We start from the raw sequence: 16,072 nt of genomic DNA on the forward strand, positions 1-16,072 counted from the left end.
GTACTTCGGCAATGTCCTGCGGTATCAGCCGCGCGTGGTGCCCGCGGCGGCGGCGGTCTGCGTCACGACCTGGCCGTCGATCACCGGCAGACGGCCCGCGACCGGGCGCTCGTCCATGCGGATGGTCTGCTCGGTGCCTTCGTAGCGGTAGGTCACGTCGTAGCCGATGACCTTGTCTTCTTCGCCCAACAGGATGCGGCTGCCCGGCTTGCTGTCGGTGCGCATGGTGCCGGTGGTGCCGTCCGGGTTGCGGTACGTCACGTTGTAGCCGGTCACGCGCGAGGACTCGGACGTCGAGGACACGGTGTGGCACTGGCGCTCGGTACGGCTGGTGACCTTGCCGCCGACGTGGCGCTTGTCGATCTGGTTGCCGATGAAGCCACCGGCCACCGCGCCGCCGACGGTCGCGGCCTTCTTGCCGTTGCCGCCGCCCACCTGGTTGCCCAGCAGGCCGCCGATGACCGCGCCGGCCACGGTGCCGCCGACGTTGCCGTCACGCTCCGGGGCGCGCTCCTGCACGACCACGTCCTCGCAGACTTCGCGCGGGGTCGAGGTGGTGCTGGTCTCACGGATGGCGTCGGTGCCGATGACCGTCGCGTAGAGCTTTTCCTTCTCCGAGACCGCCTTGACGTTGGTCACGTCGGCGTATTCGACCTTGTTGGCATCGATCGCGCCGTCGGCGCCGATATCGCCCTCCTGGCCAGGCAGGGCCTCGGCGCCGGTCGCCGCGGCCGGGGTCGTGTCGTTGCTGCGGAAGCTGTTGAATGCGGCCACTGCGACACCGCCGACGAGCAGCGAAGCCAGGGCGACAGCGAGCATGTTCTTGTTCATTTCTAGCCTCTGCGGCGGGTGGGCCCGCGGTTGGTGGATGGCGCCATTCGAGCACTGGCAAGCTGAACGGCCGCCGATTTTTTAACATCAAGCTGTCGAAACTGTGAACTGGTTTAGGCACGCTACTTGGCGTCTCTGGGACCACCGTCAAACTGGATCTGCCATGGCCTCCCCAATCACTGCCCCGCTGCTCGGCTATTTGTCGAAGCTCAGCTTCCCGCGCCTGTTCCTGGTGGCGGCGGCCCTGTTCCTGGTGGATCTGGTCGTGCCCGACTTCATTCCACTGGCGGATGAACTCCTGCTCGGCCTGGGCACGCTGCTCCTGGCGAGCTGGAAAAAGCGCAAGGACGCCCCACTCCCGCCCCCGCCGGTCCAGCGCTGAATCCGCCCGTGCCCGCGCTCGTCGACACCCACTGCCACCTGGATGACGCCGAGTTCGACCGCGACCGCGATGCGGTGATCGAACGCGCACGTGAGGCCGGCGTGGACCGGCAGATCGTGCCCGCGGTGGACGCCGCGAGCTGGCCGAAACTGCGCGAGGTCTGCGCGGCCGACGAGCGCCTGCACGCCGCCTACGGCCTGCACCCGATGCTGCTGGACGTCCACCGCGACGAGCACCTCGTGCAACTGCGCGAATGGATCGAACGCGAGCGCCCCGTCGCCGTGGGCGAATGCGGGCTGGACTACTTCATCGAAGGGCTCGATCCCGATCGCCAGCAGCATTTCTTCGAGGGGCAACTTAAGATCGCGCGCGACTTCGACCTGCCCGTCATCGTGCACGCGCGCCGCGCCGTGGATGCGGTGATCGCGACGATCCGCCGCATCAGCGGGCTACGCGGCGTGGTGCACAGCTTCTCGGGCAGCCAGGAGCAGGCGAAACAATTGTGGAAGCACGGCTTCCTGCTCGGGCTCGGCGGGCCGGTCACCTACGACCGCGCCAACCGGCTGCGCAAACTCGCCGCGACCATGCCAATCGAACACCTGCTGCTGGAAACCGATGCGCCCGATCAGCCGGACGCGTGCATCCGCGGCCAACGCAACGAGCCCTCGCGACTGCCGCAGGTGTTGGCGACCATCGCCGAGCTGCGCGGCGAGTCCGTCGAGGCCGTCGCCCGCGCCACCAGCGCGAACGCCGAGCGCCTGTTCGCCCTGCCCCGCACCTAAGCGCGCGCGGCGCCCTTGCGCTTGAGCAGCAGCTCCAGCGCGCGCCCGACCGCCGCGAAGGCGAACGTGCCGGTGATGTGCGTCGCAGCGCCCAGGCCGGCACCGCAGTCCAGCTTCAGCGCCGCGTCGCCGGACACTTGCGGGCGGATGCCGCAGACCGTGCCGTCGGGTTGCGGGTACTTCACGTTCTCCAGCGAGTAGATCGCGGAGATGCCGAAGTAGCGGTCGGCGTTCTTCGGGAAATTGAACTCGCTGCGCAGCTTCTTGCGCACCAGCGCCAGCATCGCGTCGTGCTCGGTGCGCGAAAGATCGCGCACGCGCACCAGGGTCGCGTCGGTGCGACCACCGGCCGAGCCGACCACGATCAACGGCAGCTTGCGGCGCCGGCACCACGCGGCCATCACGACCTTGGTCCGAAAGCTGTCGCAGGCATCGATGACCAGATCGAAGCCACGGTCCAGCATTTCCTCCAGGTTCGAGGGCGTGACGAAGCTGGCGATGGCCTCCACCGTAATCTGCGGGTTGATCGCGCGGCTGCGTTCGGCCATCGCCTCCACCTTCACGCGACCGTACTGGCCGGCGAGCGCCGGCAACTGGCGGTTGGTGTTGGAAACGCACAGGTCGTCGGCGTCGATCAGGGTCAGGTGGCCCACGCCGGTACGCGCCAGCGCCTCGGCCACCCAAGAGCCCACGCCGCCCATGCCGATCACCGCAACGCGGCAGCCGGCCAGATGCGCGACGGTCCCCGTGCCGTAAAGGCGATCCACGCCGGCGAAGCGTTCTAGCCACGCGGGGTCGAGGGCGTGTTCGGGGACGGTCTGCGCGGGAATGGGGGACGTGCTCATCGCGACATTGTAAGCGCCGCGCGGGCACGGGCCGTTCCGGAGCGCGTGCTATCGTGCCGCGAATTCTCGGATCGAGGCCAGGCATGAGCACCCAGCCCAGCAAGCCGCGCAGCAACGCTTCGCGTTATCTGTTCCTGTTCTTGATCGGCCTGGTGATCGGCGTCGTCGCCACGGTGATGGCGATGCGGGCCATCGACGCGCGCAAGGACCATTTCCACGACGGCGTGATGCACGTACAGCAGTGGCACCTGGGGCAGTTGAAGAAGAAGGTCGAGCAGAATCGTTGCGCCGCCACCGACGTGCTGCCCAACCTCAAGGCGCTGCGCACCATGGCCGACGATCTGGAGCCGGCCTTCCCGGACCTCGCCGACGACAAGCGCTTCGCCGAACACGCAAGCAAGATGCGCGCGCGACTGGACGCCGCGCTGGCCAACCCGCCGCTCAGCTGCGCCAGCGTGGGCACGCTCGCGCAAGGCATCGGCGAATCGTGCAAGGGTTGTCATCAGGACTTCCGCTGACTGAACGTTCCGGAAAGCGCGAACGGGGAACGGCCTGACATTGATCGGCAGTTCACTGCGCCGCGTCTAGCGTGACCGCCATGGCGACGGGGCCGACTCGGCCCGGCCATCCACAAGGAGTCGCGCATGAATATCCAGAACGTCCGTCTGCTCGGTGTCGCCGCTGCCGCCACCATCGCGCTGGCCGGCTGCGCCACCTCGCCCGGCTACAGCAGCGCGCCGGCGCCGAGCTATGGCGGCGGCGGTTACAGCACCACGCCCGCCAACTGCTACGACTGCGGCACCGTGACGCGCATCGAGCAGGTGAGTGCCGGCAGCAGCGCGCCCAGCGCCACGGGCGCGATCCTGGGCGGCATCGTCGGTGCCGTGGCCGGCCATGAGATCTCGGCCCACACCGGCGGCAGCAAGGGCAACCAGAACGTCTCCGCGGCCGCTGGCGCAGTCGGCGGCGCTTTGGCCGGCAATGCGATCCAGAAGAACACCAACAACGCTTCGTTCAACGTGTATGTGCGCATGAACGACGGCCGCAGCACCGTGGTCACGCAGAAGGACCTGGGCAATATCCGCGAAGGGTCCTATGTGCGCGTTTACAACGGCAAGGCCTGGGCGCAGTAACTCCCGCATACGGAAAAAAACGGCCCGCGCAAGCGGGCCGTTTCATTTGCAGCGAGGGCAGCAAAGACTGCACGGCGATATGCGGATTCGACATCGGGATTATCGATGACCCACGCCTGCATACTCGCGAGGTTTGCGCGAGTGGGATCGGAAAAAGAAAAACCCGGCGGTTGCCGGGTTTTTCATTGCCTGTCGCGACGAACGCGACTGCAGCGGCTCCGGATCAGAGCGGCTGTACGGCGTCGGCCTGCAGACCCTTCTGGCCTTGCACGACGGTGAAGGAAACCTTTTGGCCTTCCTTCAGGCTCTTGAAGCCCTGAGTCTGGATCGCGCGGAAGTGCACGAACACATCCTCACCGTTCTCCCGGCTGATGAAGCCGAAGCCCTTGGCATCGTTGAACCACTTGACGGTACCGGTTTCACGACCTGACATTGGCACTCACTCCTTGAAACGTTGCTGGTTGAAAACGTGGCAAGCCACGTGCTGGTTGCAAGGAGGAAGCGAGGTGCAACGATGTAGCGGATCGATGATCAACCGCATCGGGCCACGATTCACGGTGACCCTGGCAAACACAGCGCCCGCAACGTAACCCGCGCTGGGCGAAAATGCAATCCGGGCAAAGTGCCCGTAGGAATGGGGTATAGCGGGATGGATTTACAGGCACTTTATTACGTTCTGGCCGGGCTTCTGATCCTCGTCGGCATCGCCGGTACGGTGCTGCCCGCCCTGCCCGGCCTGCCCCTGGTATTCGCCGGAATGTTGCTGGCCGCCTGGGCCGGGGATTTCCGCGAGGTGGGCTGGGTCGTGCTGGTGATCCTGGGCCTGCTGACCGTCCTTTCCATCGGCATCGATTTCCTTGCCACCGCCGTCGGCGCCAAGCGCGTGGGGGCGAGCAAACTCGCCGTGGCCGGGGCCATGATCGGAACGTTTGCCGGGCTGTTCTTCGGCCCGATCGGTCTGTTCGCCGGGCCCTTCGTCGGCGCGCTCGGCGGCGAGCTCATCCACGGCCGCGAAGTCCGCCGGGCCACCAAGGTCGGTTTCGGTACCTGGCTGGGCATCGTGTTTGGAGTCGTGCTCAAACTCGGCCTCGCCTTCGCGATGCTGGGGCTGTTCGCGGCGGCCTGGTTCTTCTAGCCTTCCTCGTTCACGGCCGGCCCGTGTTGCGATGCGACACTGGCTTGCGACGCCCGTCCCCCCTTTGCGAGTGACCCATGCCGTCCCCCAGGCACGATGCCCCACGCAACCGACTTTCCCTGACCGCCTTCAGCCTGCTTGTCGCCACGCCGTTGCCGGCGCTGGCACAGACACCGGCCCACCCCATCACGCCGGAAGCCTGCGTCTCGATCGTCGTCGACGCCGATCGCCTGGCCTGCTACGACGCCGCACTCGGGCGCAGCGCGCGTGACACCCGCGGTGCCGACATCGCCGCGAAGGAAGCCAAGGCTATCCAGAAGAACCTGGAGCTGGCGGAGGAAGTGGTGCCCGAAGAACAGACGCCGGCCCCGACGGGCAGCGATCTGTACCCGATGGAAGACACACTCGACCGCGCCATCGCCAACGCCGGCAAGGGCTCACTGCTCGACAGCCGCTGGGAGCTGGCCAAGGACTCCAAGCTGGGCACCTGGAACTTCCGCGCCTACAAGCCGGTGTACCTACTGCCCGCGTTCTGGAGCAGCGATCCGAACGAGACGCCCTCCTCGCCCAACCCGAACAACACGGTCAATACGCCGCTCGGCCTGGATTCGCTGGAAGCCAAGTTCCAGCTCAGCTTCAAGACCAAGGCCTGGGAGAACATCTTCGGCGACAACGGCGATCTGTGGATGGCCTATACCCAGTCGTCCCACTGGCAGGTCTACAACGCGGAGGAATCGCGCCCGTTCCGCGAGACCAACTACGAACCGGAGGTCATGCTGACCTTCCGCAACAACTACCACCTGGGTGGATGGAACGGCCGACTGCTCGGCATCGGCGTGAACCACCAGTCCAACGGCCGCGCCGACCCGCTCTCACGCAGCTGGAACCGCGTGATCGGGCTGATCGGCCTGGACCGCGAGAACTGGGCGCTGACGGTGCGCCCGTGGTGGCGCGTCAAGGAAAGCGCGAACGACGACAACAACCGCGACATCGAGGACTACATCGGCCGTGGCGACGCCACGCTGGTCTACGTGCGCGGCGGGCACCAGTTCTCGCTGATGGGCCGCCACTCGCTGCGCGGCGGCGACCGTTCGCACGGCGCGCTGCAGTTCGACTGGGGTTTCCCGATTTCCAACAACCTGCGCGGCCACCTGCAGGTGTTCGACGGCTACGGCGAGAGCCTCATCGACTACAACCACAAGGCGACCTACATCGGCCTGGGCGTTTCCCTGTTCGAGTGGTACTGAACGGACTCTGCGCCGCGGCCCGATCCATCGTGACGTGAGCCGGTTCGCAACCTGCGCGACCCGGTTGTCCGATCATGACGATCCTGCGGAGATCGCGTGCACGGAGACGCCACGATGGACATGCGACGCATCCTTTCGCTCGACGGCGGCGGCATCCGCGGGCTGGTGAGCTGCCACTGGCTGGCGGGCGTCGAGGACGCCCTCGCCCGCGCCGGCAAGCCGGGACTGCTGAAGTCCTTCGACCTGCTCGCCGGCAGTTCCACCGGGGCCATCGTCGGCTGCGGACTGGCCATCGGACTGGCGCCGATGGAACTGGCGCGGCTCTATCGCCAGCATCGCCACCTCATCTTTCCCGGCATGGCGCAGCGCCTGTGGTCGCGTGCCGGACGCATGTTCACCCAGGGGCTGTCGGCCCCGCGCTACGACGGGACGGGGCTGGAGGAAGTGCTGCGCAAGGTCTTTGGCGACACCCGGCTGGGGCAGTCGAAGATCCCGCTGCTGATCACCAGTTACGACACGATTTCCCGCAAGCCCGTCGTCTTCAAGAGCTTCAAGCCCGAGCACGCGGACCTGCCGATGTGGGAGGTCTGCCGCGCCTCGACGGCCGCGCCCGTCTACTTCCCTGCACACCCGATGACGGTCGAAGGCCGGGCACGCGCGATGATCGACGGCGGCGTGGTCGCCAACAACCCGACGGCCTGCGCGATCGCCGAAGCCATGCGCAAGGATGTGCGCGTGGACAGCGCGCAGGACCTGGTGGTGCTCTCGGTCGGCACGGGCGAACGCAGCCGTCCGATCGACCTGAAATCGGCCCGCGAATGGGGCGCGATCGAGTGGGCGATTCCCATCATCGACGTGCTGTTCGACGGCAACACCGACGCGGTGGACTACATCGCGCAGCACCTCGTCGGCGACGGGTACTTCCGCCTGCAGGCCGAGCTGATGACCGGGCTGGACGACCTGGACGATGTGACCGCGACCAACATTGCCGCACTGGAGGCGATGGCGCAGGACTACCTCCAGCGCGAGGAAACGCGGAAGAAGCTGGCGACGCTGGTGACGCGGCTGTAGTCACGGCCCGCCGCCCGTCCTCCGGCCCGCTCCGGCACGGGCATTTCGCTGATTGAGCGGCGCGGATGGAACGGGCATCCTGCGCGCAATCCACCGTGACAGGATGTCCATGAGTCCACCCGTCGCCCGGCGTTTCCGACGCTCCTTCCTCGCCTACTCCTCGGCCCTGCTCGGCGTGCTGAGCCTGCTGGCGGTGCTGTGCTTCCACTTCCCGGAACTGCTGACGAGCAAGGAGTTCCGCACCGCGTACACCGAGGCGTTCGCGCGCCATCTTCTGCTGGCCGGCCTGGTGGCGGCGTTCTGCATGGGGACGTTTGCGATCCTGCGCGGCCGCAATCGGCGCGCGGCCCTGGTGGGCGTGGGATGCGCGACGGCGGCGGTGCTGCTGGGCGGCACCAACGTGACGTTCGATGCGATCGGGAAGACGCCGTACTCGCTCGGTCTGGACTGGTTTGTGATCTCGCTGTTCTTTTCCGCGCTGGTCTTCGTGCCGCTGGAGCGCTACCTCGGCCAACGAACCCTCTCGCCACTGCGCCCGGGCTGGCGCACCGACCTGGCGTACTTCTTCATGAGCCATGTGCTGGTGCAGTTCATCCTGATCCTGGTGACGGCCTCCACCTCCACGGTCGCCGGACTGGCCGCGTTCCCGTCGCTGAAATCCCTAATCCAGTCGATGCCGGTGTGGCTCCAGTTCCTGCTTGCGGTCTTCATGGCCGACATGGCCCAGGCATTGCTGCACCGTGCGTACCACAACATCCCGTGGCTCTGGCGCTTCCACGCCGTGCACCACTCCAGCCGCGAAATGGACTGGCTGGCGGGTTCGCGCATCCATCTGGTGGAAATCGTGCTGACGCGCAGCGCGGTCATGCTGCCGCTGCTGGTGCTGGGATTCTCGGCTTCGGCGATCAACGCCTACGTGATCCTCGTCGGCCTGCAGGCAGTGCTGGCCCACGCCAACCTGGGCGTCCGCTTCGGATGGCTGGAATACATCCTCGTGCTGCCGCGCTACCACCACTGGCACCATGCGCGGCACCGCGACTACATCGACGTCAACTACGCCATCCACCTGCCGCTGGTGGACATGCTCATGGGCACGTTCAAGCTGCCGCGTGACCAGACGTGGCCCGCGGAGTACGGGGTGATGAAACTGGAGACGGTGCCGCGCGGAATCGTGCGCCAGCACCTGATGCCGTTCCGCTCGCGCAAGACCTACGACGACCACGTCGCCTGATCGAGCCCACCCTCTCCCGCGAACGGGAGAGGGTCATCCGGCGGAGCGAGGCGTAGGACTTACGCCACCACGACCGGAATCTTGCCGATCTTCGCCTGCCATTCGCGCGGGCCGGTGTTGTGCACGGACTCGCCGGTGGAATCCACGGCGACGGTGACCGGCATGTCCTGCACTTCGAACTCGTAGATCGCTTCCATGCCCAGATCGGCGAAACCGACGACCTTCGCCGCCTTGATCGCCTTCGAAACGAGGTACGCCGCGCCGCCGACCGCCATCAGGTAGGCCGACTGGTGCTTGCGGATCGCCTCGATCGCCGTCGGGCCGCGTTCGGCCTTGCCGACCATGCCCAGCAGGCCGGTCTGCGCCAGCACCTGCTCGGTGAACTTGTCCATGCGCGTGGCGGTGGTCGGGCCGGCGGGGCCGACGACTTCATCGCGCACCGGATCGACCGGGCCGACGTAGTAGATGAAGCGGCCGCGCAGATCGACCGGCAGCGCTTCGCCCTTGTTGAGCATGTCGACCATGCGCTTGTGCGCGGCGTCGCGGCCGGTCAGCAGCTTGCCGTTGAGCAGCAGCACTTCGCCCGGCTTCCAGCTGGCGACGTCTTCCTTGGTCAGCGTGTCGAGGTTGACGCGACGGCCCTTGGAGGCGTCGTAGGTCAGCTCCGGCCAGTCGGCCAGCGACGGCGGATCCAGCATCACCGGGCCGCTGCCGTCCAGCGTGAAATGCGCGTGGCGCGTGGCGGCGCAGTTCGGAATCAGCGCGACCGGCAGGTTCGCCGCGTGCGTCGGGTAATCCTTGACCTTGATATCGAGCACCGTGGTCAGACCGCCCAGGCCCTGCGCGCCGATGCCCAGCGCGTTGACCTTCTCGTACAGCTCCAGGCGCAGTTCCTCGGCACGGTTGGATGCGCCGCGGGCCTGCAGATCGGTGATGTCGATCGGCTCCATCAGCGCTTCCTTGGCCAGCAGCATCGCCTTCTCCGCGGTACCGCCGATGCCGATGCCGAGCATGCCCGGCGGGCACCAGCCGGCGCCCATCGTCGGCACGGTCTTGAGCACCCAGTCGACGATGGAGTCGGACGGGTTGAGCATCGCGAACTTCGACTTCGCCTCCGAACCGCCGCCCTTCGCGGCGACGATCACGTCCACCGTATTGCCCGGCACGACCTTCACGTTGACCACGCCGGGCGTGTTGTCCTTCGTGTTGGTGCGCTTGCCGGCGGGGTCGGCCAGCACCGAGGCGCGCAGCTTGTTGTCCGGGTGGTTGTAGGCGCGGCGCACGCCTTCGTGGACCATGTCCTCCACGCCCATCGTGGCGTCGTCCCAGCGCACGTTCATGCCGATCTCGAGGAACACGGTGACGATGCCGGTGTCCTGGCAGATCGGGCGGTGGCCCTCGGCGCACATGCGCGAGTTGATCAGGATCTGGGCGATGGCGTCCTTCGCCGCCGGCGACTCCTCGCGCTCGTACGCGGCGGCGAGGTTCTGGATGTAGTCGACCGGGTGGTAGTAGCTGATGTACTGCAGCGCGTCCGCGACGGACTGGATCAGGTCTTCCTGACGGATGGACACGGGCTGGCTGGACGGCTGAGGTGCGGTCTTGCTCACGGCGGGCTTTCAGGGCTGGCGGCGGAACCGCCATTCTAGCCCGTCGGCCGAGCCCCACCCCTCGCGCGGGATGGGCAGGCCGCCGCAGGCGGCCGGGAATCGGGTATCAGGCCGCGTCGGCCTTGGTCGTGAAGCTCTCGCCGCAGCCGCATTCGGCCGTGACGTTCGGGTTGCGGAACAGGAACTGCTCGCCCAGCCGCTGCTTGACCAGGTCGATTTCCGTGCCGTCCACCAGCGGCAGGCTCAGCGCGTCGACGTAAACGCGCACGCCCTCCTGCTCGAACACCGTGTCGTCAGCGCCCTGCTCGCGGGTCAGGTCGGCCTTGTACTGCCAGCCCGAACAGCCCGTGCGGGTCACGCCGAAGCGCAGGCCGATCGCGCCGGGATCTTCGACGAGATAGCGCTGGACGCGGGCGAGAGCGGCGGGAGCGAGGGTGACGGCCATTAAAGGACTCCGGCTGACATCAATGAGTTACTGCGCGGGATTACCGCATGGGGATTATAGCGACGTGGTGCCGGGCGTTCGGTAAACTCCGGCCTTTCCCCTAATTGGCCCGAAGCGGCAAGGATTCAAGGCATGACGGTGGTCAGCGTCGAACAGGCGCTCGCGGGCAAGATCCCGGCGGGTGGCGAAGTCACGGTCCGTGGCTGGGTGCGCACCCGGCGCGATTCCAAGGCCGGGCTCAGCTTCGTCAACGTCAGCGATGGCTCGTGCTTCGCGCCGATCCAGGTCGTCGCCCCGTCGGACCTGGCCAACTACGAATCCGAGGTGAAGCGCCTCACCGCCGGCTGCGCGGTGATCGCCACCGGCACGCTGGTGGCCTCGCAGGGCCAGGGACAGGCGTTCGAGATCCAGGCCAGCCGCCTGGAGGTCGTCGGCTGGGTCGAGGACCCGGAAACCTACCCCATCCAGCCCAAGGCGCATTCGCTGGAGTTCCTGCGCGAAGTCGCCCACCTGCGCCCGCGCACCAATCTGTTCGGCGCCGTCACGCGCATCCGCGACTGCCTGGCCAAGGCCGCGCACCGCTACTTCCACGAGAACGGCTTCTATTGGATCTCCACGCCGATCGTGACGACCTCCGACGCCGAGGGCGCCGGCCAGATGTTCCGCGTCTCCACGCTGGACATGGCGAACCTGCCGCGCGACGACAAGGGCGCGGTCGATTTCAGCCGCGATTTCTTCGGCAAGGAAACCTTCCTGACCGTGTCCGGCCAGCTCAACGTCGAGGCCTACGCGCTGTCGCTGAGCAAGGTCTACACCTTCGGTCCGACGTTCCGCGCCGAGAACAGCAACACCACGCGCCACCTGGCCGAGTTCTGGATGATCGAACCGGAAATCGCCTTCGCCGACCTGGCCGAAGACGCGCGCGTGGCCGAGGAATTCCTCAAGTACATGTTCCGCGCCGTGCTCAACGAGCGCGGCGACGACATGGCCTTCATCGCCGAACGCGTGCAGCCCGACGCGATCACGCGTCTGGAGTCGTTCGTCAACGCGCCGTTCGAACGCATCGAATACACCGATGCGATCAAGCTTCTGCAGAACGCGAAGAAGAAGTTCGACTTCCCGGTCGAATGGGGCCTGGACCTGCAGACCGAGCACGAGCGCTGGCTCACCGAGGAACACGTCGGCCGCCCGGTCGTGGTCACCAACTATCCCGAGCACATCAAGGCCTTCTACATGCGCCTGAACGACGACGGCAAGACCGTCGCCGCGATGGACGTGCTGGCGCCGGGCATCGGCGAGATCATCGGCGGCAGCCAGCGCGAGGAGCGCCTGGACATGCTGGACGCGCGCATGGCGCAGTTCGGCCTGGATCCGGCGCACTACGGCTGGTACCGCGATTTCCGCCGCTACGGCACCGTGCCGCACGCCGGCTTCGGCCTGGGCTTCGAGCGCCTGGTGGTGTACGTGTGCGGCCTGAGCAACATCCGCGATGCGATCCCCTACCCGCGCGCGCCGGGCAGCGCGGAGTATTGATGCGATCTACGGGATTGGAGATTCGGGATTCGAGATTGGTAAAACGCGCGTCCCGCCGTTCTGATGTTGCCCAACACGTCGCGTCGCTTTTGCGAATCCCCAATCCCCAATCCCGAATCCCACGCCTGTGATCCTGTTCTTCTCCCTGCTCTTCGTCGCCATCGCCATCGCCGGCTTCTGCGCGTTCGTGATCTTCTGGCCGTTGTCGCTGGTGCACATCCGCGACCGCCATCCGCAGTTGCAGGCGCAGTTGGGCGAAGGCGCGTTCGCGCGGCCGTCGGCGTGGGGCTGGCTGCTGCGTCGTGGCTACCTGTCGGTGCACGACGGCAACCTCAACGGTCTTGCGAGCCCCGCCAGGATCTCGCTGTTGACCATCATCGGCGGCCTCGTATGCGCCGCCCTGCTCTGGCTTCTTGCCGTGGTGATCGGATGAACGACAACGTCAACGACCAGTGGTGGCTCGCCACGATCGGCCGCACGCTGATCTGGGCACGCCTGCGCATGCTCGACGCCGGCACCGCCGAAGTGCTCGACAGCGACGGCGTCCTCCAGCCGTACGACAGCGAGGACAGCGCACGCGCTGCGCTGATGGACGCGGAGTTCGTCGCACTCGACGGCCTCGACGACGACGACGCGCGCAATCGCGGCTTCACGCTGGACGAACTCGTCCCGCCCAGCGGCGAAGGCCTCGACGTGCTGCGCCCGCAGATGGTCCAGCAGCTTCCCTCGCGGCACTGACCATCGCCATGTACCTGCCCCGCGCCTTCGCCGAACACGATCTCGAAGCGCTGGACCGGTTGGCGCAACGCGACCGCTTCATCACGCTGGTCACCGTGCGTGACGGCGAACCGACCGTCAGCCACCTGCCCGTGCTCTATCGCCGCAACGGCGAACACGTCGAACTGATCGGCCACTGGGCCCGACCCAATCCGCAGGCGAAACACGCCGGCCCCGCGCTGGCGATCTTCCACGGCCCGCACGCGTACGTCTCGCCCGGCTGGTATCCCGACAAGGAAGAAGCCGCGCGCGTGCCGACCTGGAACTACGCGGTCGCCCACCTGCGCGGCACGATGTCGACGTTCGAGGACGAAGCCTCGCTGGCGGCGGTCGTCGACGGATTGAGCGTGGATCACGAAGCCACGGTGGGCGGCGACTGGCGTTTCGAATTCGAACGCGACGACCTGCGCCGCCAGTTGCGCGGCATCGTTGGATTCCGGTTCGTCGCCGACTCGATCACGCTGAAGTTCAAGCTCAGCCAGAACCATCCGATGGCCAACTGCGAAGCCGTGGCCACCCGGCTCGAATCGCAATCGCGCGACGCCAGCCGCGACACCGCCGCGCTGATGCGCGAACGCATGAACGAACGACAAGGAGACTGACGTGGACCTCGACCTCACCGGCAAGCATGCGCTCGTCTGCGGCGCCAGCCAGGGCATTGGCCTGGCGACGGCGCGCGCGCTGGCGGATCTCGGCGCCGACGTCACCCTGCTCGCCCGCCGCGAGGAACGCCTGCGCGAACTGGCCGCCTCAATGCCGACCCCGCGCGAAGGCCAGGCGCACGGCTGGATCGCCGTCGACGGCACCGACACCGATACGCTGCGCGCGAAGGTGCAGGCGCTGGTCAGCACGCGCCCCGTGCACATCCTGGTGAACAACAGCGGCGGTCCGCCGCCGGGCCCCGTGCACGGCGCGGAGATCGCCGCGTTCGAAGCCGCATACCGCCAGCACCTCATCGCCAACCACGTCCTCGCCGAGACGGTCATCCCGGGCATGGAACGCGACGGCTACGGCCGCATCGTCAACGTCATCTCCACCTCGGTGAAGGAACCGCTGCAGGGGTTGGGCGTATCGAACACCACGCGCTGGGCGGTGGCGAGCTGGGCCAAGACGCTGGCGACGGAACTGGCCCCCAAGGGCATCACCGTCAACAACGTGCTGCCGGGATCGACCGAGACGCCGCGCATCGAGCAGATCATCGACAACACCTCGACGAAGACGGGCAAGAGCCGCGATGAGGTGTTCCAGAAGATGGTCTCGGAAATCCCGATGCGCCGCTTCGCACGGCCCGAGGAAACGGCGGCCGCGATCGCGTTCCTGTGCTCGCCTGCGGCGTCGTACATCACCGGCGTGAACCTGCCGGTGGATGGCGGGCGCACGCGGTCGCTCTAGATCGGGAATCGGGAATCGGGAATCGGGATTCGGGAGAGGATGTCATTCCCGCGAAGGCGGGAATCCAATCGTCAGACGCTGCAAGCACTCCGGAGGGCGTGACACTCCGGACCGCTGGATCCCCGCCTTCGCGGGGATGACCGCGTTCGTGGCGCGTCACGGCCCTGGCAGCCCAGCGCGCAGGCCCACCGTACGCATCGGAACGTCGCACCCTCACTGCTAAGCTAACCCGATGCGCCTTCGCCACCTCATCGCCGGTGAACCACGCGATCCGGCCTCCGGTCGCTGGGCAGACGTCTTCGATCCGGCCAACGGCAAGCCCTTCGCCGAAGTCGCCCTCGGCGACGCGGCCGATGTCGACGCCGCCATCGCCGCCGCCGAAGCCGCCTTCCCCGCCTGGTCCGCCCTGCCCCACAGCGAGCGCGCGCGCTGGCTGGAAAAGCTCGCCGATGCGCTGGAAGCAAAGCTCGACGACTTCGCCCATGCCGAGTCGCGCGACGGCGGCAAGCCGATCAAGCTGGCCCGCGAAGTGGAGATCCCGCGCGCGATCAGCAACCTGCGTTTCTTCGCGCACGCGGCCACGCAGTTCGCCAGCGAATCGCACCACGGCCAGGCCGGCCTGAACTACACGCTGCGCCAGCCGCTGGGCGTGGTCGGCACGATCTCGCCGTGGAACCTGCCGCTGTACCTGTTCACCTGGAAGATCGCCCCTGCATTGGCGGCCGGCAACACCGTCGTCGCCAAGCCATCGGAAGTCACGCCCGTGACGGCGACCATGCTGGGCGAACTCGCCGCGAAGATCGGCTTTCCCGACGGCGTGCTCAATATCGTCCATGGTCTGGGCCCGGACGTCGGCGAACCGCTGGTCGCCGATCCGCGCGTGAAGGCGGTGTCGTTCACCGGCAGCACCGCGGTCGGCCGCCGCATCGCCGGCATCGCCGGGCCGCTGCTGAAGAAGGTCTCGCTGGAACTGGGCGGCAAGAACCCCACGCTCGTCTTCGCCGACAGCGACTGGCGCGACCACTTCGACACGCTGGTGCGTTCGGCTTTCCAGAACTCCGGCCAGATCTGCCTGTGCGGCTCGCGCGTGCTGGTGGAACGCGGCATCTACACCGAGTTCCGCGACGCGCTGGTGCAACGCGCACAGCAGCTGCGCGTGGGCGATCCGATCGACGAGGACAACCAGCTTGGCCCACTCGTGTCGCGCCCCCACTTCGACAAGGTGATGAGCGCCCTGCAGCGCGCTCGCGACGAAGGCGGCAAGGTCCTGTGCGGCGGCACGGCGCTCGACCGGCCCGGCTGGTTCGTGACGCCGACGGTGATCGAAGGGCTCGGGCCGGACTGCGCGAGCAACCGCGACGAGATCTTCGGCCCGGTCGTCACGCTGCAACCTTTCGACACCGACGAACAGGCGCTCGCGCTGGCCAACGCCGGCGAATACGGCCTGGCCGCCTCCGTCTGGACGCGCGACCTGCGCCGCGCACACCGTTTCGCCGCGCAACTGCGCGCCGGCATGGTGTGGATCAACACCTGGCTGCAACGCGACCTGCGCACGCCGTTCGGCGGCATGGGCGCGTCCGGTCTCGGCCGCGAAGGCGGTTTCGAGGCGATGCGTTTTTTCACCGACGCCAAGAACGTCGGTCTGCATTTGGGATGAA

At 67.2% G+C, this 16,072-nt stretch carries 19 protein-coding genes; 14 read left to right on the forward strand and 5 right to left on the reverse strand.

From position 1 onward, the window contains the following. Positions 1–24: 24 nt before the first annotated feature. Entirely contained in the window at positions 25–819 is a 795-nt protein-coding gene (locus AAFF32_RS14885; protein WP_216966985.1) for a glycine zipper 2TM domain-containing protein, read from the reverse strand. Between the two features lie 175 nt (positions 820–994). On the opposite strand from AAFF32_RS14885, the gene AAFF32_RS14890 reads away from it, so the two are divergent. Continuing rightward, positions 995–1,213 carry a DUF6116 family protein gene (locus tag AAFF32_RS14890; protein WP_216966982.1) on the forward strand — a complete coding sequence of 73 codons (219 nt, stop codon included), beginning with the start codon at positions 995–997 and terminating at the stop codon, positions 1,211–1,213. An 8-nt stretch (positions 1,214–1,221) separates the two neighbouring features. Further along, on the forward strand, positions 1,222–1,995 hold the full coding sequence (locus tag AAFF32_RS14895) for a TatD family hydrolase (protein WP_342315606.1): 774 nt from the start codon (positions 1,222–1,224) through the stop codon (positions 1,993–1,995). Here the strand turns inward: AAFF32_RS14895 and AAFF32_RS14900 are convergent. Further along, positions 1,992–2,840, reverse strand: a complete 849-nt coding sequence (locus AAFF32_RS14900) for a tRNA threonylcarbamoyladenosine dehydratase (protein ID WP_342315607.1) — start codon at positions 2,838–2,840, stop codon at positions 1,992–1,994. The two genes, AAFF32_RS14895 and AAFF32_RS14900, sit on opposite strands and share 4 nt — an antisense overlap. A gap of 83 nt (positions 2,841–2,923) precedes the next feature. Between AAFF32_RS14900 and AAFF32_RS14905 the strand changes: the two genes are divergently transcribed. Together AAFF32_RS14905 and AAFF32_RS14910 are read left to right on the forward strand one after the other, a co-directional pair. Beyond that, the gene (locus AAFF32_RS14905) at positions 2,924–3,358 is read left to right on the forward strand and encodes a cytochrome c (RefSeq protein WP_216966971.1); all 435 of its coding nucleotides are present in this window, start codon (positions 2,924–2,926) and stop codon (positions 3,356–3,358) included. 126 nt (positions 3,359–3,484) lie between these two features. Continuing rightward, positions 3,485–3,973 (forward strand): glycine zipper 2TM domain-containing protein, encoded by a 489-nt coding sequence (locus tag AAFF32_RS14910; protein WP_216966968.1) that lies wholly within the window; start codon positions 3,485–3,487, stop codon positions 3,971–3,973. A gap of 223 nt (positions 3,974–4,196) precedes the next feature. Here AAFF32_RS14910 and AAFF32_RS14915 read toward each other — a convergent pair whose 3' ends face one another. Next, the gene (locus tag AAFF32_RS14915) at positions 4,197–4,406 is read right to left on the reverse strand and encodes a cold-shock protein (RefSeq protein WP_206860859.1); all 210 of its coding nucleotides are present in this window, start codon (positions 4,404–4,406) and stop codon (positions 4,197–4,199) included. Between the two features lie 216 nt (positions 4,407–4,622). On the opposite strand from AAFF32_RS14915, the gene AAFF32_RS14920 reads away from it, so the two are divergent. The 4 genes from AAFF32_RS14920 to AAFF32_RS14935 all read left to right on the forward strand — a co-directional run bounded on the left by AAFF32_RS14920 (position 4,623) and on the right by AAFF32_RS14935 (position 8,657). Then, positions 4,623–5,108 (forward strand): DUF456 domain-containing protein, encoded by a 486-nt coding sequence (locus AAFF32_RS14920; protein ID WP_342315608.1) that lies wholly within the window; start codon positions 4,623–4,625, stop codon positions 5,106–5,108. Between the two features lie 77 nt (positions 5,109–5,185). After that, positions 5,186–6,355 carry a phospholipase A gene (locus AAFF32_RS14925; protein ID WP_342315609.1) on the forward strand — a complete coding sequence of 390 codons (1,170 nt, stop codon included), beginning with the start codon at positions 5,186–5,188 and terminating at the stop codon, positions 6,353–6,355. A 114-nt stretch (positions 6,356–6,469) separates the two neighbouring features. Then, on the forward strand, positions 6,470–7,426 hold the full coding sequence (locus tag AAFF32_RS14930) for a patatin-like phospholipase family protein (RefSeq protein WP_342315610.1): 957 nt from the start codon (positions 6,470–6,472) through the stop codon (positions 7,424–7,426). A gap of 109 nt (positions 7,427–7,535) precedes the next feature. Then, positions 7,536–8,657 carry a sterol desaturase family protein gene (locus AAFF32_RS14935; RefSeq protein ID WP_216966956.1) on the forward strand — a complete coding sequence of 374 codons (1,122 nt, stop codon included), beginning with the start codon at positions 7,536–7,538 and terminating at the stop codon, positions 8,655–8,657. A 59-nt stretch (positions 8,658–8,716) separates the two neighbouring features. On the opposite strand, the gene AAFF32_RS14940 is transcribed toward AAFF32_RS14935, so the two are convergent. After that, entirely contained in the window at positions 8,717–10,231 is a 1,515-nt protein-coding gene (locus tag AAFF32_RS14940; RefSeq protein ID WP_216967150.1) for a fumarate hydratase, read from the reverse strand. A 142-nt stretch (positions 10,232–10,373) separates the two neighbouring features. Beyond that, positions 10,374–10,712 carry an iron-sulfur cluster assembly accessory protein gene (locus AAFF32_RS14945; RefSeq protein WP_216966953.1) on the reverse strand — a complete coding sequence of 113 codons (339 nt, stop codon included), beginning with the start codon at positions 10,710–10,712 and terminating at the stop codon, positions 10,374–10,376. Positions 10,713–10,844: 132 nt separating this feature from the next. Here AAFF32_RS14945 and asnS point away from each other — a divergent pair, with 132 nt between their 5' ends. The 6 genes from asnS (at position 10,845) to AAFF32_RS14975 (ending at position 16,071) form a co-directional block, all read left to right on the forward strand. Beyond that, complete coding sequence (gene asnS / locus AAFF32_RS14950; RefSeq protein WP_342315611.1) at positions 10,845–12,245, forward strand: asparagine--tRNA ligase; 1,401 nt, start codon at positions 10,845–10,847, stop codon at positions 12,243–12,245. A gap of 127 nt (positions 12,246–12,372) precedes the next feature. Next, a complete protein-coding gene (locus tag AAFF32_RS14955; RefSeq protein WP_216966948.1) occupies positions 12,373–12,678 on the forward strand; it encodes a hypothetical protein in 306 nt (101 codons plus the stop codon). Further along, positions 12,675–12,983, forward strand: a complete 309-nt coding sequence (locus tag AAFF32_RS14960) for a hypothetical protein (RefSeq protein WP_216966944.1) — start codon at positions 12,675–12,677, stop codon at positions 12,981–12,983. The genes AAFF32_RS14955 and AAFF32_RS14960 overlap by 4 nt, the downstream gene beginning before the upstream one ends. Positions 12,984–12,991: 8 nt before the next feature. Then, positions 12,992–13,624: an FMN-binding negative transcriptional regulator gene (locus tag AAFF32_RS14965; protein WP_216966941.1), complete on the forward strand. Its 633-nt coding sequence runs from the start codon at positions 12,992–12,994 to the stop codon at positions 13,622–13,624. 1 nt (position 13,625) lies between these two features. Further along, a complete protein-coding gene (locus tag AAFF32_RS14970; RefSeq protein WP_342315612.1) occupies positions 13,626–14,414 on the forward strand; it encodes an SDR family oxidoreductase in 789 nt (262 codons plus the stop codon). A 232-nt stretch (positions 14,415–14,646) separates the two neighbouring features. Then, positions 14,647–16,071: an aldehyde dehydrogenase gene (locus tag AAFF32_RS14975; RefSeq protein ID WP_342315613.1), complete on the forward strand. Its 1,425-nt coding sequence runs from the start codon at positions 14,647–14,649 to the stop codon at positions 16,069–16,071. Position 16,072 lies beyond the last annotated feature (1 nt).

Origin of the sequence: Lysobacter sp. FW306-1B-D06B (genome assembly GCF_038446665.1) — a bacterium.
Classification (GTDB): domain Bacteria; phylum Pseudomonadota; class Gammaproteobacteria; order Xanthomonadales; family Xanthomonadaceae; genus Lysobacter_J.

What these genes read in the sequence shown, in the direction of transcription:
- AAFF32_RS14935 (WP_216966956.1), top strand. Translation starts at nt 7,536, where the DNA reads ATGAGTCCACCCGTCGCCCGGCGTTTCCGACGCTCCTTCCTCGCCTAC.
- AAFF32_RS14905 (WP_216966971.1), top strand. Translation starts at nt 2,924, where the DNA reads ATGAGCACCCAGCCCAGCAAGCCGCGCAGCAACGCTTCGCGTTATCTG.
- AAFF32_RS14900 (WP_342315607.1), bottom strand. Translation starts at nt 2,840, where the DNA reads ATGAGCACGTCCCCCATTCCCGCGCAGACCGTCCCCGAACACGCCCTC.
- asnS (WP_342315611.1), top strand. Translation starts at nt 10,845, where the DNA reads ATGACGGTGGTCAGCGTCGAACAGGCGCTCGCGGGCAAGATCCCGGCG.
- AAFF32_RS14975 (WP_342315613.1), top strand. Translation starts at nt 14,647, where the DNA reads ATGCGCCTTCGCCACCTCATCGCCGGTGAACCACGCGATCCGGCCTCC.
- AAFF32_RS14965 (WP_216966941.1), top strand. Translation starts at nt 12,992, where the DNA reads ATGTACCTGCCCCGCGCCTTCGCCGAACACGATCTCGAAGCGCTGGAC.
- AAFF32_RS14925 (WP_342315609.1), top strand. Translation starts at nt 5,186, where the DNA reads ATGCCGTCCCCCAGGCACGATGCCCCACGCAACCGACTTTCCCTGACC.
- AAFF32_RS14945 (WP_216966953.1), bottom strand. Translation starts at nt 10,712, where the DNA reads ATGGCCGTCACCCTCGCTCCCGCCGCTCTCGCCCGCGTCCAGCGCTAT.
- AAFF32_RS14920 (WP_342315608.1), top strand. Translation starts at nt 4,623, where the DNA reads ATGGATTTACAGGCACTTTATTACGTTCTGGCCGGGCTTCTGATCCTC.
- AAFF32_RS14915 (WP_206860859.1), bottom strand. Translation starts at nt 4,406, where the DNA reads ATGTCAGGTCGTGAAACCGGTACCGTCAAGTGGTTCAACGATGCCAAG.
- AAFF32_RS14960 (WP_216966944.1), top strand. Translation starts at nt 12,675, where the DNA reads ATGAACGACAACGTCAACGACCAGTGGTGGCTCGCCACGATCGGCCGC.
- AAFF32_RS14890 (WP_216966982.1), top strand. Translation starts at nt 995, where the DNA reads ATGGCCTCCCCAATCACTGCCCCGCTGCTCGGCTATTTGTCGAAGCTC.
- AAFF32_RS14885 (WP_216966985.1), bottom strand. Translation starts at nt 819, where the DNA reads ATGCTCGCTGTCGCCCTGGCTTCGCTGCTCGTCGGCGGTGTCGCAGTG.
- AAFF32_RS14910 (WP_216966968.1), top strand. Translation starts at nt 3,485, where the DNA reads ATGAATATCCAGAACGTCCGTCTGCTCGGTGTCGCCGCTGCCGCCACC.
- AAFF32_RS14930 (WP_342315610.1), top strand. Translation starts at nt 6,470, where the DNA reads ATGGACATGCGACGCATCCTTTCGCTCGACGGCGGCGGCATCCGCGGG.